We start from the raw sequence: 24,187 nt of genomic DNA on the forward strand, positions 1-24,187 counted from the left end.
CCAACTTCCAGGCCGTGGGGACCTGTTCGAGGCATGGTCAGTACCAGGCGGTAACTTTACCTCGGCAAACGTTGGATTCACGCCATCGCGGCCCCGCGGCACGTGATCGTCAACACACCTCCACAGGACTCCCACTGACGAGGTGATAGGTGGCACGCGCATCCAGGAGCAGCGGGACCAGCGCGCGCCGCGACTGGCTCATCGGGACGAACACCCCCGCAGCCTCCGGCCGGACGGTGACGCCGTGCAGGGCGAGTTCGTCGCCGGCCTCGGCGTACTGCGCGGCGCCCAGCCGGTAGCCGCACGGCGGGTCGGCGATGATCTCCGCCGGTTCCGCCGGGTCGTTGTCGGCGCCGCCGAGGAAGACCGGTCCCCGGTCGGCGAATCCGGCGCGCCGGGCGGCGGAGGTGACCGCCGTGAGCGGCCCGCGCCGCTTCTCGACATAGGCGAAGGCGCCTTCCAGGGCCGCGTGCTGGGTGGCGACCCGACGCCGGTGATTGCGTGCGGGATCGTTCTGCTCGGCCTCGTCGAACGCGTCCACCCGGGTCTCGACGAGCAGCCCCACGGAGTGCTTGATCCCCGCCGTGTTCCGCAGGATCCGCTCCTGGCCGTCCCCCGCGACCTGTTTGAGCGGCCTGCCGGTGAGGGGGTCGGTCCAGATGCCGTAGATACCGCTGCTGTATCCGGCGAGTCCGGCGGCGGGCCGGACGAACCCCTCGGAGAGCGTCCTGGACTCCTCGTGGACGTGCGGGTCGGCGTCGAGGCTGCGCGGCCAGAGGGCGAGCAGGTCCTTGTCGTAGTACCGGGGGGTGGCACCGTATTCGTGCAGGTCGTAGACGAGTTCGGGGTGCCGGTCGCGGATGACGGCGGCGACCGCCCGCGCCTCCGCGGTCCGCAGCGCGATGTGGTCCCGGTTGATGTCGACCCCGTCGGCGTTGCCCCGGGTGTCGGCCTCCCGGCCGTCGGGGTTGGCGGTGGGCACGACGAGGAGGGTCGTTCGCGCGAGGAACCGCCGGGTCTCCCGGTCCTGCGCGTACGCGAGGTCGCGCACCGTGCTCAGACAGGCCTCGCGGCCCGCGGGCTCGTCACCGTGCTGGCTGCAGACGAGCAGCACGGTGGTGCGGCCCGTGCCGAGGGTGGCGAGCCGGAGCGGACGGCCCTGCGCGGTGGTGCCGATCCCCCGCAGCGACACCCGGGCGCTGGCCCGGTCGACGGCGGCGAGGAAGTCCCGCTCCTCGGACTCGGTGGTCCACCGGGCGCCCAGGCTCGTCTCGAACCCGGTGCGCGGGAGCGGCTGCACGGGCGCGCTGTCCGCCGCCTTGGCGGGGACGGTGACGAGCGGCAGGGCGAGGGCCGCCGCGCCCGCCACGAGGGCCAGCGTGCGGCGCCGGCCGCGCGGCGCGGTACGGGCGGTCATCGGGCGGCTCCGGCTCCGGCTCCGGCTCCGGCTCCGGGGAGACGCTGACCGGTGACGGCGGCGGGCGGTACGGCTCCACTCGGGTACGGGGCGGCGGCCGGGGCCGAGGGCACGGCCGGGTACGGCCCGGACGTGGCACGGCCGAAGGCCGTGGCGCCGCCGACCAGCGGCACCTTCGCCCAGGTACGGGTGAGGTCGAGGGTCAGGGTCGGGGTGCTCGACGGAGGATCGAGCAGGTCCTTGTCGGTGCCGCCGACGATCAGGGCGAGCCGGTGTCCGGCGGGGACGACATGGTCGGTGGCGGCGAGGTCCAGGGTCATCGTGTACGCCCTGCCGGGGGTCAGCGGGCGCTCCGCGCCCGGGTCGGCCCAGGTGCCGAGATCGGCCCAGCCCCGGCTGACGACCGTGTGTCCGACGGCCGCCGTGCGGGCCTCGGTCTCCTTGAAGCAGGCGCTGTCACCGGGAGTGCTCGCGCCCCAGCAGGTGCGGTCGGTGAGGGTGGTGATGCCCTCGCCCTCGGCGCCGTAGTCGCGGATGGTGTCGGGTCCTAGGTCGACGAGGACGGCGGAGAGGTGCGCGGTGGAGGTGCTCGGGGTGGCGGTGACCGTCACCTTGGAGGAGCCGGAGATCCGCAGCTCCCGGGAGAGCGGGCGGGTGACGAACCCGGCCTTCTCGGGGGTCGCGCTGTCGATCCGGGCGGCCCAGTCGAGTTCGCCGAGCCCCGGGTCGTCGGTGAACGTCGCGCCGGAGCCGGGAGCGGCGGGGGCGCGGCCGAGGACGCCGGGGGCGGGCGCGGTGCCGGGGGCGGGGCGCAGCGTGGTGCTCGCGGTGGTGCGCGGCGGCCACTGCCGGTCGGTGGTCCAGCGGTCCGGGGCACGCTCGATGTCGGCGACCGGCTCGCGGTCGATGCCGTTCTCGTAACCGAGGAGGTAGTGGTCGAACCAGCGGTGCAGGGTGCGGACCCACTCGGCGCGCCGGAAGTCGAAGGGGTCGACGTGGCCGGTCTGGGAGAGCCAGATCTTCCGCTCGACGCCGTGCGCGGCGAGCGCGTCCCACCACTGGCCGAACTGGTTGGCGCGCACGTTGAGGTCCTGCTGGCCGTGCACGACGAAGACGCTGGCCTTCACCTTGCCGGCGTTCCGTACGTGGTCGCGCTCGGTCCAGGAGGCGGTCCGGTCGCCGCTGTACGGGGTGCCGGCGGTGATGCGGTCCTGGACGGCGGAGCAGCGGGCCTGCGCCTCGGGGCTGTTGACGTACTCGGAGAGCCAGCTCGGGTTGGCGTTGTAGAGAGGGGCGCCCTGGGAGTGGAAGTAGTCGTACCAGGAGGAGATGGCACCGATCGGAACGATCGTTTTCAGCCCTTCCACGCCGGTGGCGGCGACGCCGTTGGCGATGGTGCCGTCCCAGCTCTTGCCGATCATGCCGACGTTGCCGGTGCTCCAGGTGGTGGCGCGGGCCCGGGCGTCCCCCGTACGGGAGGTGTAGCCGCGTGCGCGGCCGTTGAGCCAGTCGACGACGGCCTTGGCCGACTGGACGTCGGAGCGTCCGCCGACGTCGTCGCAGCCGTCGGAGCGGTTGGTGCCGGCGAGGTCGACGGCGACGAAGGCGTAGCCGCGCGGGACGAAGAAGTTGTCGTAGAAGAGCGGGAACCGGACGGGGTTTCCGTCGCTGTCGTAGGTCTTCTTCTGGCTCTCGTTGCCCCGGCCGCAGCAGGCGTAGTACGGGCTGGCGTCCATGACGACCGGGATCCTGCGGCCCGCAGCCGCGGTCTCCCGGGGGCGGACGATGTCGACGGCGACCCGGTCCGCGCGCCCGTCGCCGTCGCCGTCGAGGCCGGTGTCGACCCAGACGGACTCGCGGATCGCGTCGGCGTACGCGTACACGGGCCGGGACTCACGTACGGAGGACGCGGCGGGCGCGGCCGGTCCGGACAGCGCGGACGACACGGCGGGTCCGGAAGGCGCGGCGGGCTCCGGCCGCGCGCCGGCGGGCGTCACCAGGGTCGCGAGCAGGGCGGCGGTGGCCGCGGCCACGAGGGTTCCGTACGGCAGTCGGGCTCCGCGGGTTCTCCGCGTTCGCATCGGCATGGGCGGGAACGTACCCCGGTCAACTCCCGTGCAAAAGAGTGCCGGAGGCAATCAGGGGGGATTCAGGGTGATTCCGGGGGTGGAGGGGTTCATGTCGGCCGAATGGCGATCGTGTGACAGCGGGTCCTCTGGACGTGACGGTCCGTCGGGGCGCTGAATAGTGTCCGGACTAAGGACCGACGACCACCCGCGCGTCTTACGTTTCTTATGACTTGGGGAGCACCTGTGCACCGCAGAATCATCGTTCCGAGCGCCCTCGCGGCCTCCCTGCTGCTGGCGATCCCGGCATCGGCGGCCGACTTCACCCCTGGGGCCCCGGGCATCGGCGACTCCTACTACCCGACCAGTGGCAACGGCGGCTACGACGTCTCCCACTACGACCTGCGCCTGAAGTACGAGCCCGCCACCGACCTGCTGGAGGGCACGGCGACGATCGTCGCCACCGCCAGGCAGAACCTGTCCCGCTTCAACCTCGACCTCGGTCTGAAGGTCAGTGAGGTCCGCGTCAACGGCCGCCTCGCGAAGTTCGCCACATCGGGTGCCCACGAGCTGGAGGTCACCCCGGCCGTCCCGCTGGAGAAGAGCAAGGCGATCTCGATCGTCGTCCGCTACGCGGGCAAGCCCTCCGAGGTGAAGATCGACGGCTGGTCGGCCTGGGCCCGCACCCCCGACGGCGGCGTCGCCGCGCAGGAGCCGGACTCGGCCGTCTGGTGGTTCCCGTCCAACGACCACCCGCTCGACAAGGCCACCTTCGACGTCTCCGTCTCGGTGCCGGACGGCACGCAGGCCATCAGCAACGGTGTGCTGCAGTCGCAGTCCTCCCGCCTCGGCTGGACCCGCTTCAACTGGCGCTCCAACAAGCCGCAGGCGACGTATCTGGCGACGCTCGCCGTCGGCAAGTTCGACATCACGACGGACCGCACGGCGAACGGACTGCCGGTCCTCAACGCCTACAGCAAGGACCTCGGCGACAACGACGGCGCCGCGCGCGCCTCGATCGAGCGCACGACCGAGGTCGCCGAATGGCTGGAGGGGGTCTTCGGGCCGTACCCCTTCAACTCCCTCGGCGGGTACGTGCCGAACGTGACCAGCGGCTTCGCCCTGGAGACGCAGACCCGTCCGTTCTACAGCCCGCGGCAGTTCGCCAACGGCGCGAACGTGTCGGTGGTCGTCCACGAGCTGGCGCACCAGTGGTACGGCGACAGCGTGTCCGTCCGCGACTGGAAGGACATCTGGGTCAACGAGGGCTTCGCCCGCTACAGCCAGTGGCTGTGGTCGGAGAAGGAGGGCGAGGGCACGGCCCAGGAGCTGGCGGACTACGTGTACGCCACCCGGACGGCCGAGGACCCGTTCTGGACGGTGAAGCCGGGTGACCCGGGTGCGGACAACCAGTTCCACATCGCCGTCTACGACCGGGGCGCGCTGGCGCTGCAGGCGCTGCGCAACGAGATCGGCGACGAGGACTTCTTCGCCGTCCTGAAGGGCTGGCCGCAGCAGTTCGCCTACGGCAACGCCCGGGTCGCCGACTTCGTCCGGTACGCGGAGAAGGTCTCCGGCAAGCCGCTGGCCGAGCTCTTCGACACCTGGCTGTACCAGCCGTCGAAGCCGTCCGCGTCGACGGCGGCGGCGGTCGGTCTGACCGCGCCGGCCGCGGCCCCCGCCGCCGGCACCGCGTCCGCTCGCTCGGCGGCGCCGAGGGCCGCGCAGCCGAAGCCGGTGCAGCCGAAGTCGTGGAAGAAGATCGCGGCGACCGACACCGTCCACGAGACGGAGCACCGCGGCGGGCACTGAGCCGTACGGGCGGCACGCTCGGCGGACTCACGGGTCTCGGGGCCGCACCGACACCGGACCGCACGACCACCGGGGCCGCCGCAACCGTGCCCCCGGGGCCGTCCGTCAGCGCGTGGCGCGACGGGCGGCCTCCCGTGCCTTCCGGGCCAGCGGCAGATAGCGCAGCCGCTCCGGCAGGACGGGTACCACGGCCCGGACCACCCGGCCGAACCGGCGCAGCGTCCGCTCCTGCGCGTCGGTCCACTCCAGGCCGATCGCCTCTCGCGCGTCCGGCGGCATCAGGCCCACGGTGAGGAAGGCCCGCAGCCGCAGGAACGGGCGGCGCAGGACCGGCCAGAGCACCCGGAGGACCAGCCGGAGCGGCAGCGGGCCCCGGTCGGGCGCGGGGACCGGCTGCTCGGTGTCGAGCAGCTCCCGGACGACGACCGTCGCCTCCAGCTCCTCCGCGAGGACCTTCCGGTAGTACGGCCAGAACTCCTCGATCGTCTGCGGCATGTCCCGGTCGTGGATCCCGAGGATCCGGCCGACCTGGAGCCACTCCGCGTACAGCTGCCGCTCCTGCGCCTCGGTGAGGGGGCGGGCGAGAAGGCGGAGACCGTGCGCGTAGACGGGGAAGCCGGTCGCGTGCACCCAGGAGTAGTAGGCGGGGGCGAGGGCGTGGTAGCGGCGCCCGTGGGCGTCCGTGCCCTGGATGTCGCGGTGCAGCTTCCTGAGGCGGCGCCCCTCCCGTGCGGCGTCCTCACCGCCGTAGATCCACAGCTGGACCGAGCGCAGGGAGCGTTCCCCCCGGCCCCAGGGGTCGGTGCGGAAGACGGAGTGGGCGTCCACCCCGGCGCCGATCGCGGGGTGGGCGACCTGCATCGTCAGGGCGGCGGGCAGCATCAGGAGCGCCCGGACGTCTCCGGCGACGCTCCACAGCACCCCGCCGACGGGCGGCGGCACCGGGTCGCCGGGGGCGGTGGGGTCGACGGGGGCTCGGGAGGATCCGGTCTCGACCGGGTTCACGCGTTCCATGGGCTTCTCCTCACACTCCAGGCTGCACCCACGACGAAGGGGCCGTCACCAGGGCGCTGCGGCCCCTGGTGACGGCCCCTTCCGGGGAGTACGGATCAGGCGCGGTCGGCGCCGACCGGCTCGCCGACGATACGGGCGGCGAGGGCGTGGGCCCAGGCGTCGACGTCCGCGGTGAGCTCGCGCTCGGCGGCGGCGCGCTCGGCGGCGATCTTCTGGGCACCGGCCGCGAGGATGGACTCGCGCTCGGCGTTGCCCTCGGCGCGGGCGGCGGCGATGGCGACCGAGCCCTCCTCGACGGCCTTGGCGCGGATACGGGCCGCCTCGTGGCGGGCCTCGGCCAGCTCGGCCTCGTACTGCTCACGGATCTGCGTGGCCTCGGAGCGCAGGTCGTCGGCGCGCTCGGTGCCGCCGTCGATGGCGTCCTCGCGCTCGTCGAGGGTGCGCCGGATCCTCGGCAGGATGACCTTCGCGAGGATGAGGAAGGTGAAGCCGAAGACGACCAGACCGAGGATGAGCTCGGCCCAGACGGGGTTGAGCGGACCGAGGTCCGTCTTGAAGACTTGTGAGTTCGCGAGGGTCATGCGCGCATTCTACCTGGTTCAAAACAGTACAAATCAGACACTGGCGTGAGAGTTGGCGCGTTCGTGCGGGGCCCGCAAGATTCCCGGCACCCAAAGGCTACCGGAAGGTAACTCCGGCTGATTGTATGTGCGGCGCCAGCTCAACCCCCCACACCCTCATGGGAGTTCCCGTGTCGTTCGCCGCGCTCCGCCGCGCCCCCGGCGCCGCCCTCTCGCTCGCGCTCGCCGCCGCCACCCTGGCGGTGACCGCGCCGGGCGCGACCGCCGCCCCCGCCACGGCCACCGCCGATGCCCCGCGGCTGAAGGTGCTCACGTACAACACGTTCCTCTTCTCCAAGACGCTCTACCCGAACTGGGGCCAGGACCACCGGGCCAAGGCGATCCCCGCCGCGCCCTTCTTCCAGGGGCAGGACGTCGTCGTCGTCCAGGAGGCCTTCGACAACTCCGCCTCGGACGCCCTCAAGGCGAACGCCGCCGGGCAGTACCCGCACCAGACCCCGGTCGTCGGCCGCGGCAAGAGCGGCTGGGACGCCACCGGCGGGTCCTACTCCTCGACCACGCCCGAGGACGGCGGAGTGACGATCCTCAGCAAGTGGCCGATCGTCCGCAAGGAGCAGTACGTCTACAAGGACGCCTGCGGCGCCGACTGGTGGTCGAACAAGGGCTTCGCCTACGCCGTGCTCGACGTGAACGGCAGCCGGGTCCACGTCCTCGGCACCCACGCCCAGTCCACCGACCCGGGCTGCTCGGCGGGCGAGGCGGCGCAGATGCGCAGCCGGCAGTTCAAGGCACTCGACGCCTTCCTCGACGCCAAGAACATCCCGGCGAACGAGCAGGTGATCGTCGCCGGCGACATGAACGTCGACTCCCACACGCCCGAGTACGCCACGATGCTCGCCGACGCGGGGCTGGTGGGGGCCGACGCCCGCACCGGCCACCCGTACTCCTTCGACACCGACCTGAACTCGATCGCCTCCGAGCGCTACCCGGACGACCCGCGCGAGGACCTCGACTACGTCCTCCACCGCGCCGGGCACGCCCGCCCCGCCGGCTGGACCAACCACGTGGTCCTGGAGCAGAGCGCCCCGTGGACGGTCTCCAGCTGGGGCACCGCGTACACCTACACCAACCTCTCGGACCACTACCCCGTCACCGGCTTCTGACCGGAACGGCGGCGGGCGCGGGTCAGTACCCGTACCCGCCGAAGAGGCTGTAGAGCCAGACACCGAGGACCCCGGCGACACAGAGCAGCACCACGAACGAGCCCGGACTCGTGTGCCGCTCCTTCCGGGGCCGGCCGGGCCGGGCGGCACGCGCCGCCCGGCCCGGCTTTCTCTGCTTCTCCGGCTTCCCGGCGGCGTCCGTACGTCCCGCTCGCCCCCCGCGTCCCGACGGGGCCGGGGCGGGCTCGGCTACCGCGGCGACGTCGGCGAGCAGACGACGGCAGACCGCCGCGAGCTCCGCCGTCCCGGCCGTCAGATCGACGACCACCTCGGTACGGGCCGGGGCGGTCGTCCCCCCGTCGAGCAGCCGACCCGCGCGCAGCAGCGCCTGGTCCTTGCCCCCGGTCGGACCGAGGCTTATCCAGCGGCCCACGTGCTCGCCCCGGATCACCACACCGCCGCCGCGCTCGCGGTAGACGGTGTGCTCCCGCCACAGGACTCCGGCCAATTCGGCTGCCGTCTCCCTGAGTTGCGTGTACATCTGACTCCCCTGTTCCCGTTCCCCCAGTTCGAACAGCCGCAGACTCTAGCCCCCGGGCCCCGGCTCCCCCACCGCCCCCCGCCCTCCCGCCCCTTACGCGCCGAAGTCGTCCACGGTGACCGGTATCCCCCGCTCGACCGGCCGACCGGTCCCGTTCACGACGATCACGGTACGGCCCGCCACCGACAACGGCGCCGGTCTTCCGCCCAGGTCTTTTACACAGCTGGTGAGACAGCAATACTGTTCAAGCGACCCGGACCGGCGGGTCGGTGGCAGCGGAAGCGGGGCACCTCGGATGGACGTCGGGAGCGACGGGGAGAGCGGGCCGAGCTACACCGTCGACGAGCTGGCCGCGCGGGCCGGGGTCACGGTGCGGACCGTGCGGTTCTACGGGACCCGGGGGCTCCTTCCGCCACCCGTCATCGGGGCACGGCGGGTCGGCCACTACGGGCCGGGACATCTGTCGCGGCTCGCGCTCATCGAGGAGCTGCGACGGCAGGGCATGACGCTGGCCGCCATCGAGCGCTACCTGGAGCAGCTGCCGCCCGACCTCAGCGCGCAGGACCTGGCGATCCACCGGGCCCTGGTCGCCTCCTGGGCGCCCGAGTCCGCCGAGTCCATCACCCGCCGCGAGCTGGAGCGGCGGGCCGGGCGGGAGCTGACCGAGCGGGACGTCGACCGGCTGGCCGCGATGGGAGTGCTCGACCGGACCGCCGAGGAGGACACCTTCCGGCTCGACGGGGCGCTGCTGCGGCTCGGCGTCGAGCTGCTGGACGTGCCCATCGAGCACGAGACGATCCTCGCCTCCCGCACCGTGCTCCTGGAGCACGCGCGCGCCGCCGCCCAGGAGCTGTCCCGGCTCTTCCGGGACGAGGTGTGGAGCCCGTACCGGGAGAGCGGGGAGGACCCGGACCACCTGAGCGCGATGAAGTCGCTCTCGGCCCATATGCAGCCGATGGTGGTCCAGGCCCTGCTCACCGCCTTCCAGCGCTCGCTGAGCGAGGAGCTGAGCACGGCGTTCCGGAGCCGCTGAGGCCGGCCGGAAGCCGGCCACGGCCGGACGGGCCTCGGTGAGGACCGGTCCGGCGCCGGCCACGCGGTCAGGCGTCGGTGAAGACCTCGCCCCGCTCGGCCTTCTCCACCAGGAGGGCGGGCGGGGTGAAGCGCTCGCCGTAGGTCTCCGCCAGTTCGCGGGCCCGGGCGGCGAAGCCCGCGACGCCGCCCTCGTAACCGTTGATGTACTGGAGCACACCGCCGGTCCAGGCCGGGAAGCCGATGCCCATGATGGAGCCGATGTTGGCGTCGGCGACCGAGGTCAGGACGCCCTCCTCCACGAGCCGGACCGTGTCCAAGGCCTCGGCGAAGAGCATCCGCTCCTGCATGTCGCGGAAGGGGATCTCGTGTCCCGGCTTGGCGAAGTGCTCGCGCAGGCCGGGCCAGAGCTTTCCGCGCCTGCCGTCCTCGGCGTACTCGTAGAAGCCCGCGCCGCCGCTGCGTCCGGGCCGGCCGAACTCGTCGACCATGCGGTCGATGACCGCCTCGCCCGGGTGGGTGGCCCAGGTGCCGCCGGCCTCCTCGACCGCGCGCCTCGTCTCGTTGCGGATCTTGCGGGGCAGCGTCAGGGTCAGCTCGTCCATCAGGGAGAGGACCTTGGCGGGGTATCCGGCCTGGGCGGCGGCCTGCTCGACGGAGGCGGGCTCGATGCCCTCGCCGACCATGGCGACGCCCTCGTTGATGAAGTGGCCGATCACCCGGGAGGTGAAGAAGCCGCGCGAGTCGTTGACGACGATCGGCGTCTTGTTGATCTGCCGCACCAGGTCGAAGGCACGGGCGAGCGCCTCGTCTCCGGTCCGCTCGCCCCTGATGATCTCGACGAGCGGCATCTTGTCGACGGGCGAGAAGAAGTGCAGGCCGATGAAGTCGCCCTGGCGCTCCACGCCCTCGGCGAGGACGGAGATCGGCAGCGTCGAGGTGTTGGAGCAGAGCAGCGCGTCGGGCTCGACGACCGCCTGGATCTCCTGGAAGACCTTGTGCTTGAGCGCCGTGTCCTCGAAGACCGCCTCGATGACGGCGTCGCAGCCCGCCAGGTCCTGGACGTCGGAGGTCGGGGTGATCCGGGCGAGGAGCGCGTCGGCCTTCTCCCTGGTCGTACGGCCGCGCTCGACCGCCTTGGCGCAGAGCGCCTCGGAGTACGCCTTGCCCTTCGCGGCGGACTCGGCGGAGACGTCCTTGAGGACGACCTCGATGCCGGCCCGGGCGCAGGAGTACGCGATACCGGCGCCCATCATGCCCGCGCCGAGGACGGCGACCTTGCGGACCGGGCGGGCCTCGACGCCCTTGGGGCGGCTGGCGCCGGAGTTGACGGCCTGGAGGTCGAAGAAGAACGCCTGGATCATGTTCTTCGCGGTCTGCCCGACGACCAGCTCGGTGAAGTACCGGCTCTCGATGGTGGCCGCGGTCTCGAAGTCGACCTGGGAGCCCTCCACGGCGGCGGCCATGATGGCGCGCGGCGCCGGGTAGGGCGCGCCGTTGAGCTGCTTGCGCAGATTGGCCGGGAAGGCCGGCAGGTTGGCCGCGAACTTCGGGTTCGACGGGGTGCCGCCGGGGATGCGGTAGCCGGGGACGTCCCAGGGCTGCCGGGAGTCGGGGTGGCCGTCGATGAAGGCGATGGCCTTGGCCATCATCTCCTCGGGGCTCGTGGCCACCTCGTGCACGAGACCGCTGTCGAGAGCGCGCTTCGGGGTGTACTGGGTGCCCTGGAGGAGCACCTTGAGCAGCGCGTCGGTGATGCCCATGAGACGGACGGTACGGGTGACGCCGCCGCCGCCCGGCAGCAGACCGAGGGTGACCTCGGGCAGGCCGATCTTGGAACCGGGGGCGTCGAGGGCGACGCGGTGGTGGGAGGCGAGGGCGATCTCGTAGCCGCCGCCGAGCGCGGCGCCGTTGATGGCGGCGACGACGGGCTTGCCGACGGTCTCGATGCGGCGCAGCGCGGTCTTCATCGCCAGGGCGCCCCGGAAGATGTCCTCGGCGTGCTCGGGGCCCGCCTGGACCATGTCCTTGAGGTCGCCGCCGGCGAAGAAGGTCTTCTTCGCCGAGGTGTAGATGATGCCGCGGATCGAGTCCTTCTCGGCCTCCACGCGGTCGGCGATCGCGAGGATCGAGGCCCGGAAGGCCTGGTTCATGGTGTTGGCGGACTGGTTCGGGTCGTCGAGGACGAGGGTGACGATCCCGGTCTCGTCCTGCTCCCAGCGGATGGTGGTGCTCTCGCTCATGTCTCTGCTTCTCCGTGGATCCGTGAAGAGGGGTTCGGACGGGACGGTCAGACGCGCTCGACGACGGTGGCGATGCCCATGCCGCCGCCCACGCAGAGGGTGGCCAGGCCGTAGCGCTTGTCCTGCCGCTCCAGCTCGTCGACGAGGGTGCCGAGGATCATCGCGCCGGTGGCGCCGAGCGGGTGGCCGAGCGCGATGGCGCCGCCGTTGACGTTGACCTTGTCCAGCGTGATGCCCATGTCCTTGACGAAGCGCAGGACGACGGCCGCGAAGGCCTCGTTGATCTCGATCAGGTCGATGTCGTCGATGGTCAGGCCGGCCTTGGCGAGCGCCTTGCGGGCGGCGGGGGCGGGGCCCGTGAGCATGATGGTCGGCTCGGAGCCGGAGACGGCGGCCGAGACGATCCGGGCGCGCGGGGTCAGCCCGTACCGCTCGCCGACCTCCTTCGAACCGATGGCGACGAGGGAGGCTCCGTCGACGATGCCGGAGGAGTTGCCCGCGTGGTGGACGTGGTCGATCTCCTCGATCCAGTGGTACTTCTGCAGGGCGACGGCGTCGAAGCCGCCCAGTTCGCCGATGTCGGCGAAGGAGGGCTTGAGCCGGGCGAGGGAGTCGGCGGTGGTGCCGGGGCGCAGGAACTCGTCGTGGTCGAGGACGGTCAGTCCCGCGCGGTCCTTGACGGGGACGATCGACCGGCCGAAGCGGCCGTCCTTGACGGCGGCCGCGGCGCGCTCCTGGGAGAGGGCGGCGTACTCGTCGACGTCGCGGCGGGTGAAGCCCTCGATGGTGGCGATCAGGTCGGCGCCGATGCCCTGCGGGACGAAGTTGGTCTCCAGGTTGGTCATCGGGTCGGCGAACCAGGCGCCGCCGTCGGAGGCCATCGGCACCCGGGACATGGACTCGACGCCGCCGGCGAGGACGAGGTCCTCCCAGCCGGAGCGGATCTTCATCGCGGCCATGTTGACCGCTTCGAGGCCCGAGGCACAGAAGCGGTTCTCCTGGACTCCGGCGACGGTGTCGGGGAGCCCGGCGGCGATGGCGGCGATCCGGGCGATGTCGGAGCCCTGGTCGCCGACGGGGCCGACGACGCCGAGGACGATGTCGTCGATGGCGGCCGGGTCGAGGCCGGGGTTCCGGGACTGGATCTCCCGGATGAGGCCGACGACCAGGTCGATGGGCTTGGTGCCGTGCAGGGAGCCGTTGGCCTTGCCGCGTCCGCGCGGGGTGCGGATCGCGTCGTACACGTACGCTTCGGTGCTCACGGGAAGCCTTTCGCGAGGGATGAGGGTGGGGAGCGGCGGGAGGGGCGGGGATCAGCCGAGGAGGGAACGGCCGATGATCTCCTTCATGATCTCGGTGGTCCCGCCGTAGATGGTCTGGATCCGGCCGTCGGTGTAGGCGCGGGCGACCGGGAACTCGCTCATGTAGCCGTATCCGCCGTGCAGTTGCAGGCAGCGGTCGGCGACGCGCTTCTGGAGTTCGGTCGCCCACCACTTGGCCATGGAGGCGTGGACGGCGTCGAGGCCGCCCTCGGTGTGCTCGGTGATGCAGCGGTCGACGAAGGTCCGGGTGACGGCGCACTCGGTGGCCATCTCCGCGATCTCGAAGCGGATGTGCTGGAGCCGGGCGAGGGGGCGGCCGAAGGCCTCGCGCTCCTTCACGTACCGGGTGGTGATCTCCAGGAGGTGCTCGGCGCCCGCGATGCCGGCGACGGCGATGGCGAGGCGCTCCTGGGCGAGGTTGGTCATGAGGTGCAGGAAGGCGCCGTTGAGCTCGCCGAGCAGGTTCTCCTTGGGGACGCGGACGTCGTTGAAGAAGAGTTCGGCGGTGTCCTGGGACTTCTGGCCGATCTTGTCGAGGTTGCGGCCGCGCTCGAAGCCCTCGGCGCCGCGCTCGACGACGAGGAGGGAGAGGCCGTGCGCCCCGCCCTCCGGGGTGGTGCGGGCGACGACGATCACCAGGTCGGCGAGGATGCCGTTGGAGATGAAGGTCTTGGATCCGTTGAGGATCCAGTGGTCGCCGTGGTCCTCGGCGGTCGTACGGATGCCCTGGAGGTCCGAACCGGCGCCGGGTTCCGTCATGGCGATGGCGGTGACGAGCTCGCCGGAGCAGAAGCCGGGCAGCCAGCGCCGCTTCTGCTCCTCGGTGCCGAGCGAGGTGAGGTACGGGCCGATGATGTCGTTGTGGAGTCCGACGGCGAGCCCGGGGGCGCCGGCCCGGGTGAACTCCTCGGCGAGGACGGCCCCGTAGCGGAAGTCGGGGTTGCCGCCGCCTCCGTACTCCTCGTCGACGGCGAGGCCGAGGAGTCCCTGGCGTCCGGCGGCGAGCCAGGCCTCGCGGGCGACGATGCCGTCCTTCTCCCACTGTGCGTAGTGGGGCAGCACCTCCTTGCCGAGGAAGGTGCGGACGGTGCTCCGGAAGGCCTCGTGGTCGGCGGTGTAGAGCTGGCGCTTCATGCTTCGGTCTCCTGGGTCTGGATCGGGCTCTGGAGCGCGGGTACGGCCCAGTCGCGGGCGACCTCGGCGGTGTCGGCACCGGGCAGGGCGGGGCCCGTGCGGAGGGTGCCGGGGGTGACGGAGAAGCGGGGTGCGGGGGCGGGCTGGGCGATTCCGCCCCGCTCGGTGAAGGTGGCGCGGGCGGCGAGATGGGGGTGGGACGGGGCTTCGCGCAGGGAGAGGACGGGGGCGACGCAGGCGTCGCTGCCCTCGAAGGCGGTGGTCCACTCCTCGCGGGTACGGCTCCGGAAGCGGTCGGCGACGGCCTTGCGGAGTTCGGGCCAGCGGGCGAGGTCGCGGCGGGCGGGGGCGGCCTCCTCGATGCCGAGGAGGCGGACGAACTCGGCGTAGAACCGCTCCTCCAGGGCGCCGACGGCCATGTGGCCGCCGTCGGAGGTCTCGTAGACGCCGTAGAACGGGCAGCCGCCGTCGAGGAGGTTGACGCCCCGGCGGTCCTGCCAGCCGCCGGCGGCGAGCATGCCGTGGATCATGGTGGTGAGGTGGGCGGTGCCGTCGACGATGGCGGCGTCGACGACCTGGCCCTCGCCGTGCGCGCGGGCGTGCTGGAGGGCGGCGAGGACGCCGATGACGAGGTAGAGCGAGCCGCCCGCGTAGTCGCCGACGAGGTTGGCGGGGACGGTGGGCGGGCCGTCCGGGTCGGGGCCGATCATGCCGAGGGCGCCGGTGATCGCGATGTAGCCGATGTCGTGTCCGGCGGTCGCGGCGAGCGGGCCGTCCTGGCCCCAGCCGGTCATGCGTCCGTAGACGAGGCGCGGGTTGCGGGCGAGGCAGGTGTCGGGGCCGACGCCGAGGCGTTCGGCGACGCCGGGCCGGTAGCCCTCGATCAGGATGTCGGCGCGGGCGACGAGGTCGAGGACGGTGGCGGGGCCGTTCTCGGCCTTGAGGTCGACGAGGACGGAGCGCTTGTTGCGGTTGGTGAGGTCGCGCGCCGGGTCGATGCCGAGGCCGGGGCCGCCGGGCCGGTCGACGCGGACGACGTCGGCGCCGAGGTCGGCGAGGAGCATGGCGGCGAAGGGGCCGGGGCCGATGCCGGCGAGTTCGACCACGCGTACCCCGGTGAGCGGGCCGTTCCCGGCGGTGTGCGTCGTGCTCATCGAGCCCCCAGGCATGTGTGACACCAATGATGTAACACCGAAGATGCTATGAACGTGCCCCACTCGGCACAAGCCCCCCGGCCGAGCAAGCGCTTGGAAATTCATGGACGGGCACGGGTGGGGTAACCGGGGGTAGGGCGGCAGCGGGGTACGGCGGGGCGACCCGCTATCCTCCGCCGACGACGAGAACCGCGCACGGCGGCGCGGTACGGCCGAAATGAGGGGCTGGATGGAGACAGGGGCGGGCGTGGGACGCGAGTCGGACGCGGACCGGACGGCGGGCGACCGCACCGGGGCCGCACGGGAGAGCGCGCCGGAGAGCGGTACCGAGGCGCGCGCGGAGGGCGGGACCCGGGCCTACGACGTCGTCCTGTTCGGGGCGACCGGCTTCGTGGGCGAGCTCACCGCCGCCTATCTGGCCGAGCACGCCCCGGCCGAGTGCCGCTGGGCGCTCGCGGGACGCAACCTGGCCGGGCTCACCGCCCTGCGCGAGCGGCTCGCCGCCGACCGGCCGCACTGCGCCGACCTGCCGCTCCTCGTCGCCGACGCCGCGGACCCCGGCTCGCTGCGCGAACTCGCCGAGTCCACCAGGGTGGTGGCCACCACGGTCGGCCCCTACGTCTGGTACGGCGACGGGCTCGTCGGGGCCTGCGCGGAGGCCGGCACGGACTATCTGGACCTGACCGGCGAGGCCGAGTTCGTCGACCTGACGTACGTACGGCACGACGCGCGCGCCCGGGAGACCGGCGCCCGGATCGTGCACGCCTGCGGCTTCGACTCCGTCCCGCACGACCTGGGCGTGTACTTCACCGTCCAGCAGCTCCCGGAGGACGTACCCCTGCGGGTGGACGGCTTCGTCCGGGCCGGAGCCGCCTTCTCGGGCGGCACCTTCGCGTCCGCGCTGACCGCGCTCGGCCGGGGCCGGGAGATTCTGCGGGCCGCGCGTGAACGGCACCTGTACGAACCGCGGTTGGTGGGACGCCGGGCCCGCGCGCCGCTGGGCGGACCGCGGTTCAGCCGGGAGACGGGGACGTGGGCGCTGCCGCTGCCGACGCTCGACCCGCAGGTCGTGGCCCGCTCGGCCGCGGCCCTCGACCGGTACGGGCCGGACTTCCGCTACCGGCACTACGCCTCCGTGAAGACGCTGCCGATGGCCCTCGGGGGCGCCGCGGCCGCCGGAGCGGGCGTGGCGGCCGCCCAACTCCCGCCGGTACGAGCCTGGCTGATGGAGCGTTACCGGGCAGGCCAGGGCCCGTCCGCCGAGCGGCGCGCACGCAGCTGGTTCTCGGTGCGCTTCGTCGGAGAGGGCGGTGGCCGCCGGGTCTTCACCGAGGTGTCGGGCGGTGACCCGGGGTACGACGAGACGGCGAAGATGCTCGCCGAGTCCGCCCTCTGCCTCGCCTTCGACCCGCTGCCGAAGTCGGCGGGCCAGGTGACGACGGCGGCGGCGATGGGCGACGCGCTCGTCGCCCGGCTCCGGGCGGCGGGCATCCGCTTCCGGGTGGCGCACCGGAGCTGAGCGGCGCCGCCCGGCGGTCCGTGAGGGATCAGGGCCGTACGAGACGGAAGGGGTGCCCGGCAGGGTCGGCGTAGACGCGCCAGGCCGCGTCGGCGCCCCCGTCGTCGAGCGGTACGGCCCCGAGGGCGAGAACGGCCTCATGGGCGGCGCCCAGGTCGTCGACCCGCACATCGAGGTGGAACTGCTGCTCGGGCGCGCCCCAGACGGGCGGCCGGTGGTCGGCCACGCCCTGGAAGGCGAGGACGGGACCCCCCTCGCCGAGCAGTACCGCGGAACCCTCGCCGACGGCCCACCGGGGATCCGGGTTCTCCACCTGTCCGCCGATCAGCTTCCGGTAGAAGTCGGCGAGTTCCCAGGCGTCCGGGCAGTCGAGCACGAGGCACCGCAGCCGCCCGATCACGCCGGGGTCCCGTCGACGAGGACGTACAGCACGGCGCGGACCCGGGCCTGGGCGACGAGCCCGGCGCCGGCGGGGGTCCGATTCGGGCCGCGCTCCGCGGAACGCGACGTGGCGGAAAGGGGTGTTGTCATGAACCCCACTCTGCCGGTCGGGTTCGGGCCCCGGTATCCGTACAGGTACTCAGCTCGTCACAGGTACTCAGCCGTCGCCGCGGGAGGGGACACGCCCCGGCTAGGCGTCCCCGCGCGCGTCCTTCAGGGCGCGGCGGCAGAGGGAGTCGGCATGGCGGGTGGTCTCCGGGATGCGGTACCGGGGTGAGAGGTGGAGGGTGTGCGCGCAGGCGTTGGTGAGGGAGACCCGGTGGCCCACGGAGACGAACACCGGCTTCACCCCGGCCTGGGTGCGCAGGGCCCGCCCCACCTCCTCTCCGGCGGCCAGCAGCGGGGCGAAGTCGCCGCGCGCCGAGCCGGGTTGCTCGTACGTGAAGGTGAAGGGGTTCTTCGCGACCCCGATGGACGGCCGGCCGGTGAGTACGCCGAGGTGGCTGGCGAGACCGAAGCGGCGGGGGTGGGCGACGCCGTAGCCGTCGCAGACGAGCAGACCGGGGTCGGCGGTCAGGTTGCCGAGCGCCGCCAGCACCGTCGGGATCTCCCGGAAGGCGAGGAGCCCGGGGACGTACGGGAACGAGACCCGGCCGACGGCCGTGGCCTCCTCCACCACCTCCAGGGTCCGCGCGTCGAGGACGACGGCCGCGGCGGCGACGAGATCGTGCTCGTCGTCGTAGGCCACGTCGAGGCCCGTCACATGCCCCTCACCGACACCCGGGCCCTCCTCGTCGCGTACGAGGCGCCCGCACAGCTCCTGCTGGACGGCCCGGGCGGCGGTCTCGTCGGCGGGCCAGCCCGCCGGAATCTCGATGATCGTCATGATGCGGGCCAGCCTATGGTCGCCCGTGGACCGGCTCCCAGCCCCGCGGCACGGAAACCGGCCTGCGGGCTCCGCGAAGGCCGTTCCGAGGGCTGGGACGTCCGGTCCCCGCCCGTCCGGCGCCCGGTAGCCTGGCGATCATGTTCGTACTGGAGTTGACCTACACCGCGCCCGTCGAGCGGGTCGACGCACTGCTGGACGCCCACGTCGAGTGGCTGGACGCGCAGTACGCCGCCGGCGTCTTCGTCGCCTCGGGGCGGAAGAACCCGCGCGACGGCGGGGTGATCCTGGCCGCCGGGGTCGACCGCACGGAGATCGAGAAGATCGCGGCGGCCGACCCGTTCAGCGTCGAGGGCGTCTGCGCGTACCGGATCACGGAGTTCTACGCGACCAAGACGGCCGACGGACTCGCCGCGTACCGGGAGCAGCTCCCCTCCTGACTACCGGCCGAGCCGGGCGATCCTGCCCTTCTCGCCCGAGGCCCAGCAGGAGCCGTCACGGGTGCACTCCACCGTGTCGTACGAACCGGTGTCGACCGTGCGCCAGGTGCGGCCGCCGTCGGTCGTCAGGTCCGTGCCCGTCGGGCCGACGGCGAGCGCAGCGTTCCGGCTGTGCGGAAGCCAGGCGACACCGGAGCGGTACGCGGGCGGGGGTGTGGCCGAGGTGCGCCAGGTGCGGCCCCCGTCGCCGGTGACCGCGCCGGCCTGCGGGGACGGCTGGTCCTTGCGGTAGTCGCCGCCGACGGCGATGCCGTGCGCGCGGTCGCGGAACGCGAGGCCGAAGACGCCCCGGGCCGGGTCCCCCGCCGGAATCGGCGAGTCGGTGGCGGTCCAGGTCAGCCCCCGGTCGGCGGAGTGGAGCACGCGCGCGGTGGCCCCGCCGCCCGTCGCCAGCCAGACGTCACGCGGGCCGGCCGACACCAGGCACTGGCCGCTCGCCGCGAAGCCCGCCTCGCCGGGCAGCGCGTCCGGCATTCCGGCGTCGGGCAGCACCGTCCAGGAGCGGCCGCCGTCGCGGGTGGAGAGGATGCGGTACTTCCCGTCGACCGGGTCGCTCATCGCGAGCCCGTGCCGGCGGTCGAAGAACGTCATGCAGTCGTAGAAGGCGCGCGGATCGGTGTTGCGGAAGGACTCGGTCCAGGTGGCGCCGCCGTCCTCGGTGCGCAGCACCCGCGAGGCCTCGCCCTCCCCGATGGCGAGGACGACGGCCCGGCGGGCGTCGAAGGCCTCCACATCGCGGAACTCCAGCTCGGCCGCGCCCGGCGGCGAGACGTTTCGCCAGCTGCGGCCTCCGTCGGTGGTCCGCAGCACCGTTCCCTTGGAGCCGGCGGCCCAGGCGGTCCCGCGGTCGACCGGCGCGAGGCCGCGGAAGCGGGCGTCGGTACCGGTCGGCGTCAGCTGCCAGCCCGCCGTGTGCGTGTCGGCCGCTGCCATGGGGGTCTCCCCGGCTCGCGCGGGCGCGGCCAGGGTCAGCGCGAGCGCCACCCCGATCAGTCCCACCGACATCATTCGTCTCGTGTTCCCCATGGACGTCATGGCGCCGGAAGCTAGTGCCCCCGGCCCCTCCCCGTCCAGGGTGCGTCCCCGGCCGGGCGTTCCTAGGCTGGATGCCATGACCGACCGTACGAGCGAGCGGACGCCCGACGAGACGCCGAACCTCAAGGAGTACGAGGGCGAGGGCATCACCGTCACGTTCGAGCCGCGCCGGTGTCTGCACGCGGCCGAATGTGTCCACGGGCTGCCCGAGGTCTTCGATCTCTCCCGGCGTCCGTGGGTGCTGCCCGACGCCGCCGAGGCCGGTCTGGTGGCGGAGGTCGTCCGTCGTTGCCCCTCCGGGGCGCTGCGGTACCACCCGGCGGACGGCTCCGTCGAGCACCCCGACTCCCCCACCTCCGTCCGCCGGTCGCCCTCCGGCCGGCTCGTGATGCGCGGCGACCTGCTCGTGAGCGGCGCGCACGGAGACCGGCACGAGACACGGGTGATGCTCTGTGGCTGCGGAGCCTCCGGAAACCAGCCGTACTGCGACCGCTCCGGTCCCTGCGCCGAGCCGGACGACGACGTACCCGAAGCGCGCTGACCTCTTTCCACCCCGCTCTGACCTGCGGTGATACATGCGGCCCGTCGCCGCGCGCGGCCCGCGACGCGGCCGTGACGCAGCTCACGCACATCCGGAGTGCACGTTCCGGGTCCGCCGCTCGTCTTCTCAGGTGTCAGGTGCCCTGGTGTCGGGGAGACGCACAGGATCCAGCCCGTGTGAAAGGAGCCGGTCGTGTCCGCCGTCATCGAGCAGGCCGTCCAGGCCCGACTGGTCGCATCCGCTCCGCGGATGGAGACCGTCCCCGCCACTCTGCGGTACGACCGCGAGGACCCGTACGCCGTGAGCATGGCCTTCCCTCCCCCGGCGACCCTGGAGGGTGTCGAGGTCTCCTGGGCCTTCGCGCGGGAGCTGCTCGTCCAGGGCGTCGAGCGCCCGGCGGGAGTCGGGGACGTACGCCTGCGTCCGTACGGGTACGACCGGACGGTGGTGGAGTTCCACGCTCCCGAGGGGGTGGCCATGGTCCATGTCCGGACCTCGGAGCTGCGCCGCTTCCTGGAGCGCTCGCAGCACCTGGTGCCCGCGGGCCGCGAGCACCAGTACCTGGACTGGGACCAGGACCTCACGGAGCTGCTGCGCGACCGTCCGTAGGCAGACCGTCAGCGGATGCGGGGCCTGCCGCCCCGGATAAATGGTTTGCCGCTCTCCCGCTCCCCGGCGTACGGTCCGTACTGACCTTGTCGTCACCCGATCGGAGAAGGACGTTGCTCGTCTGAGGTTGCGAGACACCGCGCCGCGCGTGCCCCCTGTGCCGCGTGTGCCGTTCTCGACCTCGGCGTACGAGCCGTTCTTTCGACTGCCCGCGCCCCGGTGTCTCCACGCGTTCGCATCTCTTCACGCTCGCGCTCACGCACTTCGGGAGGCCCCCATGGCGCATCACCCCACGTTCATCACCTGCACCGCCCTCTCCTTCTCCTGGCCCGACGGCACGGAGGTCCTCGACGACTTCCGGCTCACGGTCGGCCCCGGCCGTACCGGGCTCGTCGGGCTCAACGGCTCCGGCAAGTCCACGCTCCTCAAGCTGATCGCGGGCGAGCTGACCCCGGCCTCCGGCACGGTCCGGGTCACCGGCGAACTCGGCTACCTCCCCCAGAACGTGGTTCTGGACACCTCGCGACGGGTGGACGAGATCCTCGGCATCGCCGCGAAGCGGGCCGCCCTGCACGCCATCGAGGCGGGCGACCCGGCGGAGGAGCACTTCACCGCCCTCGCCGACGACTGGGACGTGGAGGAGCGGGCTCGCGCCACCCTCGACCAGCTCGGCCTCGGCTCCGTCGGTCTCGACCGGACCGTCGGGGAGGTCTCGGGCGGCGAGTCCGTACTGCTGCGCCTCGCGGCGCTGCTGCTCGCCCGCCCCGACGTCCTGCTGCTCGACGAGCCCACGAACAACCTGGACCGGCACGCCCGCGCCCGGCTGTACGAGGCGGTGGAGAACTGGTCGGGCGTCCTCGTCGTGGTCAGCCACGACCGTGAGCTCCTGGAGCTCGTCGATCAGATCGCCGATCTGCGGGACGGCTCCGTCACCTGGTACGGCGGCGCCTGGTCCGCGTACGAGGAGGCGCTCGCCGCCGAACAGGAGGCGGCGGAGCGGATGGTCCGGGTCGCCGAGGCCGATGTGCAGCGGCAGAAGCGGGAACTCGCCGACTCCCAGGTCAAGTTGGCCCGCCGCAAGCGGTTCGGACAGAAGAGCTTCGAGAACAAGGTCGTCCCGAAGATCGTGGCGAACAACCGCAGGAGCGAGGCCCAGGTCTCGGCCGGCAAGCACCGCGCGCTGCACACGGAGCGGCTGTCGGAGGCCAGGGAGCGGCTCGACGCGGCGGTCGAGGCGGTGCGGGACGACGACGAGATCCGGGTCGAGCTGCCCCGCACCTCGGTGCCGCCGGGTCGCGAAGTGCTCTTCCTGCGGGACCTGGAGCTGCGGTACGGGGCCCGGGTGGCCGGCGCGTTCGAGCTGCGCGGACCGGAGCGGATCGCGCTGGTCGGCAGGAACGGCGCCGGGAAGACGACCCTGCTGCGGACGATCGCGGGGGAGGTCGCGCCGCTCTCCGGCGAGGCGGAGGCGCGGGTGCCGCTCCGCTTCCTGCCGCAGCGGCTCGATGTCCTCGACGACGGGTTGAGCGTGGTGGAGAACGTGGCCCGGTTCGCGCCCACGGCGACGGGGAACGCGATCAGGGCCCGGCTGGCACGGTTTCTGTTCCGGGGAGCGCGGGCGGATCAGCCCGCGGGGACCCTCTCGGGCGGGGAGCGTTTCCGGGCGACGCTCGCGGCGCTGCTCCTGGCGGAGCCGGCTCCGCAGCTGCTGATGCTGGACGAGCCGACGAACAACCTCGACATGGCGTCGGTACGGAAGCTGACGGCGGCGCTCGACGCGTACGAAGGGGCGCTGATCGTGGCGAGCCACGACGTGACCTTCCTGGAGTCGCTGGGGATCACCCGGTGGCTGCTGCTCGACGGTGAGCTGCGGCCGACGACGGTGGAGGAGGTGCGGGAGACGGCGTCCGGCCCGAGGTAGCGGGGAGACACCGGGAGATCCCTGTGGAGCCAGCCGTGGAGTAACGCCCAGGACTTCGTGCCGCCGCTCGGAGTGAGGACGGGGGCCAGCCCCCAGTCCCCTCCGTGCGCGTCGACCGCCGCGGCCAGCAGCCACATGCTGCGGCTGCGGCGGTCGCGGCGTTCCTCGGCCGAGAGGGGTGAGCCGTGGGCGGGGTGCTGGTCGTAGACCACGATCCGCACCGCCTCGAACTGCCAGCGGACCCGCAGGATCAACTCCCGGTCGGGGGTGAACCGATAGGCGGCGGCGACGAGTTCGGAGGCGGCGAGGGTGGCGGTCTCGCAGAGGTCGGAGAGGCTGGTGGGAGGAGCACCGCGGACTGCTGCCGCCCGCACTCATCGACATCGCCGAACTCGACTTCCACGCGGCGGAGTTGTCCACCGCCGTCACCACCCACATCCCGGGACTCCTGCAGACCGAGGAACACGCGCGGGCCGTCTTCGACACCGCCGTACCCCCCCCTTGCCCGGCCCCGATCCGGAGGCCAGGCTCGCCCTGCGGCTGCGCCGCCAGGAGGTCCTGGACCGGGACCGGCCCGTGCAGTACGAGGCCGTGATCCACGAGGCCGCGCTGCGCATGCAGTTCGGCGGACCGAAGATCGCGCGGGAGCAGCTGGAACGCGTCCTGGCGCACTCCGAGCGGACACCGTCTCGGTGCGCGTCATCCCGTTCACCGCGGGGGGTCTCCCGGGCGCGGGCCAGTCGTTCACCTATGTGGCCGCGCCCGTGGCGCAGCTCGACACCGTACAGCTCGACTCCTCCCACGGCTTGCTGCTGCGCGGGCTCGCCCTGGCCGCGGACGAGTCACGCGCGTTCATCCGCACCATCGCTCAGGATCGGTGAAGGTCCCCCACCATGAACCTCATGCCCTCCACCGACACCGCCGTCGACGCCTCGCCCGCCCCCGCCGTCGCCGTCTCCCCCGCCGCCGGCCCGGCGGCCCGCCCCGGCGTCGAGATCGACTGGAACGAGGCCTTCCGCAGCGAGGGCGCCAACTGTTTCCGCTTCGGCCTCGACGAGGCGGGCCGTGCGTACATCGGCTCGACCCTGACCCCCGGGGCGTACGTCAGCGACTCGGTGGAGGCGCTGCGGGCGCTGATCTCGGCGGTGAAGGCCGGCGCCGCCGACCATCTGCTCTGAGCGCTCGGGCGTCAGCTCTGCGTAGTCGTCCGCACGGCCGCCGAGGGGCTCCCCGGACGTGACCTGCGTCTCCGGCAC

Annotated in this window: 23 protein-coding genes and 1 pseudogene; 11 read left to right on the forward strand and 13 right to left on the reverse strand. The window is 72.8% G+C overall.

All coding sequences use genetic code 11. The features are described 5' to 3' along the window. Positions 1-109: 109 nt before the first annotated feature. Positions 110-1,417, reverse strand: coding sequence for a M14 family metallocarboxypeptidase (locus tag ACH4MY_RS02955; protein ID WP_397996604.1), 1,308 nt, complete (start codon positions 1,415-1,417; stop codon positions 110-112). Next, on the reverse strand, positions 1,414-3,498 hold the full coding sequence (locus tag ACH4MY_RS02960) for a Xaa-Pro dipeptidyl-peptidase (RefSeq protein WP_397997381.1): 2,085 nt from the start codon (positions 3,496-3,498) through the stop codon (positions 1,414-1,416). The genes ACH4MY_RS02955 and ACH4MY_RS02960 overlap by 4 nt, the downstream gene beginning before the upstream one ends. A gap of 231 nt (positions 3,499-3,729) precedes the next feature. On the opposite strand from ACH4MY_RS02960, the gene ACH4MY_RS02965 reads away from it, so the two are divergent. Beyond that, complete coding sequence (locus ACH4MY_RS02965; protein ID WP_397996607.1) at positions 3,730-5,295, forward strand: M1 family metallopeptidase; 1,566 nt, start codon at positions 3,730-3,732, stop codon at positions 5,293-5,295. 105 nt (positions 5,296-5,400) lie between these two features. On the opposite strand, the gene ACH4MY_RS02970 is transcribed toward ACH4MY_RS02965, so the two are convergent. Both ACH4MY_RS02970 and ACH4MY_RS02975 read right to left on the reverse strand, forming a co-directional pair. Further along, positions 5,401-6,309, reverse strand: coding sequence for an oxygenase MpaB family protein (locus ACH4MY_RS02970; RefSeq protein ID WP_397996609.1), 909 nt, complete (start codon positions 6,307-6,309; stop codon positions 5,401-5,403). Positions 6,310-6,404: 95 nt separating this feature from the next. Continuing rightward, positions 6,405-6,890, reverse strand: a complete 486-nt coding sequence (locus tag ACH4MY_RS02975; RefSeq protein WP_397996612.1) for a hypothetical protein — start codon at positions 6,888-6,890, stop codon at positions 6,405-6,407. Between the two features lie 158 nt (positions 6,891-7,048). Between ACH4MY_RS02975 and sph the strand changes: the two genes are divergently transcribed. Continuing rightward, entirely contained in the window at positions 7,049-8,053 is a 1,005-nt protein-coding gene (gene sph / locus ACH4MY_RS02980) for a sphingomyelin phosphodiesterase (RefSeq protein WP_397996615.1), read from the forward strand. 22 nt (positions 8,054-8,075) lie between these two features. Here sph and ACH4MY_RS02985 read toward each other — a convergent pair whose 3' ends face one another. Continuing rightward, positions 8,076-8,594: a hypothetical protein gene (locus ACH4MY_RS02985; protein ID WP_397996618.1), complete on the reverse strand. Its 519-nt coding sequence runs from the start codon at positions 8,592-8,594 to the stop codon at positions 8,076-8,078. A 295-nt stretch (positions 8,595-8,889) separates the two neighbouring features. On the opposite strand from ACH4MY_RS02985, the gene ACH4MY_RS02990 reads away from it, so the two are divergent. After that, the gene (locus ACH4MY_RS02990) at positions 8,890-9,627 is read left to right on the forward strand and encodes a MerR family transcriptional regulator (RefSeq protein ID WP_397996621.1); all 738 of its coding nucleotides are present in this window, start codon (positions 8,890-8,892) and stop codon (positions 9,625-9,627) included. Between the two features lie 67 nt (positions 9,628-9,694). Here ACH4MY_RS02990 and ACH4MY_RS02995 read toward each other — a convergent pair whose 3' ends face one another. From ACH4MY_RS02995 to ACH4MY_RS03010, 4 genes are read right to left on the reverse strand one after another with little or no spacing between them, the layout of a single operon-like run. Beyond that, positions 9,695-11,869 (reverse strand): 3-hydroxyacyl-CoA dehydrogenase NAD-binding domain-containing protein, encoded by a 2,175-nt coding sequence (locus ACH4MY_RS02995; RefSeq protein ID WP_397996623.1) that lies wholly within the window; start codon positions 11,867-11,869, stop codon positions 9,695-9,697. Between the two features lie 47 nt (positions 11,870-11,916). After that, positions 11,917-13,131, reverse strand: coding sequence for an acetyl-CoA C-acetyltransferase (locus ACH4MY_RS03000; RefSeq protein ID WP_397996626.1), 1,215 nt, complete (start codon positions 13,129-13,131; stop codon positions 11,917-11,919). Between the two features lie 51 nt (positions 13,132-13,182). Continuing rightward, a complete protein-coding gene (locus ACH4MY_RS03005) occupies positions 13,183-14,325 on the reverse strand; it encodes an acyl-CoA dehydrogenase family protein (protein WP_397996628.1) in 1,143 nt (380 codons plus the stop codon). After that, entirely contained in the window at positions 14,322-15,479 is a 1,158-nt protein-coding gene (locus ACH4MY_RS03010) for a CaiB/BaiF CoA transferase family protein (protein WP_397996630.1), read from the reverse strand. Before ACH4MY_RS03010 ends, ACH4MY_RS03005 begins: the two co-directional genes overlap by 4 nt. Before the next feature lie 229 nt (positions 15,480-15,708). Here ACH4MY_RS03010 and ACH4MY_RS03015 point away from each other — a divergent pair, with 229 nt between their 5' ends. Further along, positions 15,709-16,998, forward strand: coding sequence for a saccharopine dehydrogenase family protein (locus tag ACH4MY_RS03015; protein WP_397996633.1), 1,290 nt, complete (start codon positions 15,709-15,711; stop codon positions 16,996-16,998). A gap of 28 nt (positions 16,999-17,026) precedes the next feature. On the opposite strand, the gene ACH4MY_RS03020 is transcribed toward ACH4MY_RS03015, so the two are convergent. The 3 genes from ACH4MY_RS03020 to ACH4MY_RS03030 form a co-directional block, all read right to left on the reverse strand. Further along, on the reverse strand, positions 17,027-17,398 hold the full coding sequence (locus ACH4MY_RS03020) for a VOC family protein (RefSeq protein WP_397996636.1): 372 nt from the start codon (positions 17,396-17,398) through the stop codon (positions 17,027-17,029). Next, positions 17,395-17,529 (reverse strand): hypothetical protein, encoded by a 135-nt coding sequence (locus tag ACH4MY_RS03025; RefSeq protein ID WP_397996638.1) that lies wholly within the window; start codon positions 17,527-17,529, stop codon positions 17,395-17,397. The genes ACH4MY_RS03020 and ACH4MY_RS03025 overlap by 4 nt, the downstream gene beginning before the upstream one ends. 100 nt (positions 17,530-17,629) lie before the next feature. Further along, positions 17,630-18,325 carry an endonuclease V gene (locus ACH4MY_RS03030; RefSeq protein ID WP_397996640.1) on the reverse strand — a complete coding sequence of 232 codons (696 nt, stop codon included), beginning with the start codon at positions 18,323-18,325 and terminating at the stop codon, positions 17,630-17,632. Positions 18,326-18,465: 140 nt separating this feature from the next. Between ACH4MY_RS03030 and ACH4MY_RS03035 the strand changes: the two genes are divergently transcribed. Further along, complete coding sequence (locus ACH4MY_RS03035; protein ID WP_397996643.1) at positions 18,466-18,765, forward strand: YciI family protein; 300 nt, start codon at positions 18,466-18,468, stop codon at positions 18,763-18,765. On the opposite strand, the gene ACH4MY_RS03040 is transcribed toward ACH4MY_RS03035, so the two are convergent. After that, positions 18,766-19,860, reverse strand: coding sequence for a WD40/YVTN/BNR-like repeat-containing protein (locus tag ACH4MY_RS03040; RefSeq protein ID WP_397996645.1), 1,095 nt, complete (start codon positions 19,858-19,860; stop codon positions 18,766-18,768). A 76-nt stretch (positions 19,861-19,936) separates the two neighbouring features. On the opposite strand from ACH4MY_RS03040, the gene ACH4MY_RS03045 reads away from it, so the two are divergent. From ACH4MY_RS03045 to ACH4MY_RS03070, 6 genes and pseudogenes are all read left to right on the forward strand, one after another. Then, a complete protein-coding gene (locus tag ACH4MY_RS03045) occupies positions 19,937-20,401 on the forward strand; it encodes a (4Fe-4S)-binding protein (protein ID WP_397996648.1) in 465 nt (154 codons plus the stop codon). 192 nt (positions 20,402-20,593) lie between these two features. After that, positions 20,594-21,010, forward strand: a complete 417-nt coding sequence (locus tag ACH4MY_RS03050) for an SsgA family sporulation/cell division regulator (RefSeq protein ID WP_397996650.1) — start codon at positions 20,594-20,596, stop codon at positions 21,008-21,010. Between the two features lie 277 nt (positions 21,011-21,287). Then, positions 21,288-22,931, forward strand: a complete 1,644-nt coding sequence (locus ACH4MY_RS03055) for an ABC-F family ATP-binding cassette domain-containing protein (RefSeq protein WP_397996652.1) — start codon at positions 21,288-21,290, stop codon at positions 22,929-22,931. A gap of 501 nt (positions 22,932-23,432) precedes the next feature. Next, positions 23,433-23,555: pseudogene (locus tag ACH4MY_RS03060) on the forward strand (Scr1 family TA system antitoxin-like transcriptional regulator); the annotation flags it as partial. A gap of 68 nt (positions 23,556-23,623) precedes the next feature. Further along, positions 23,624-23,812, forward strand: a complete 189-nt coding sequence (locus ACH4MY_RS03065) for a hypothetical protein (RefSeq protein WP_397997443.1) — start codon at positions 23,624-23,626, stop codon at positions 23,810-23,812. Positions 23,813-23,833: 21 nt separating this feature from the next. Beyond that, positions 23,834-24,109: a hypothetical protein gene (locus tag ACH4MY_RS03070; RefSeq protein ID WP_397996654.1), complete on the forward strand. Its 276-nt coding sequence runs from the start codon at positions 23,834-23,836 to the stop codon at positions 24,107-24,109. Positions 24,110-24,187 lie beyond the last annotated feature (78 nt).

It is taken from the genome of Streptomyces sp. NPDC017246 (genome assembly GCF_044331325.1).
Lineage (GTDB): Bacteria > Actinomycetota > Actinomycetes > Streptomycetales > Streptomycetaceae > Streptomyces.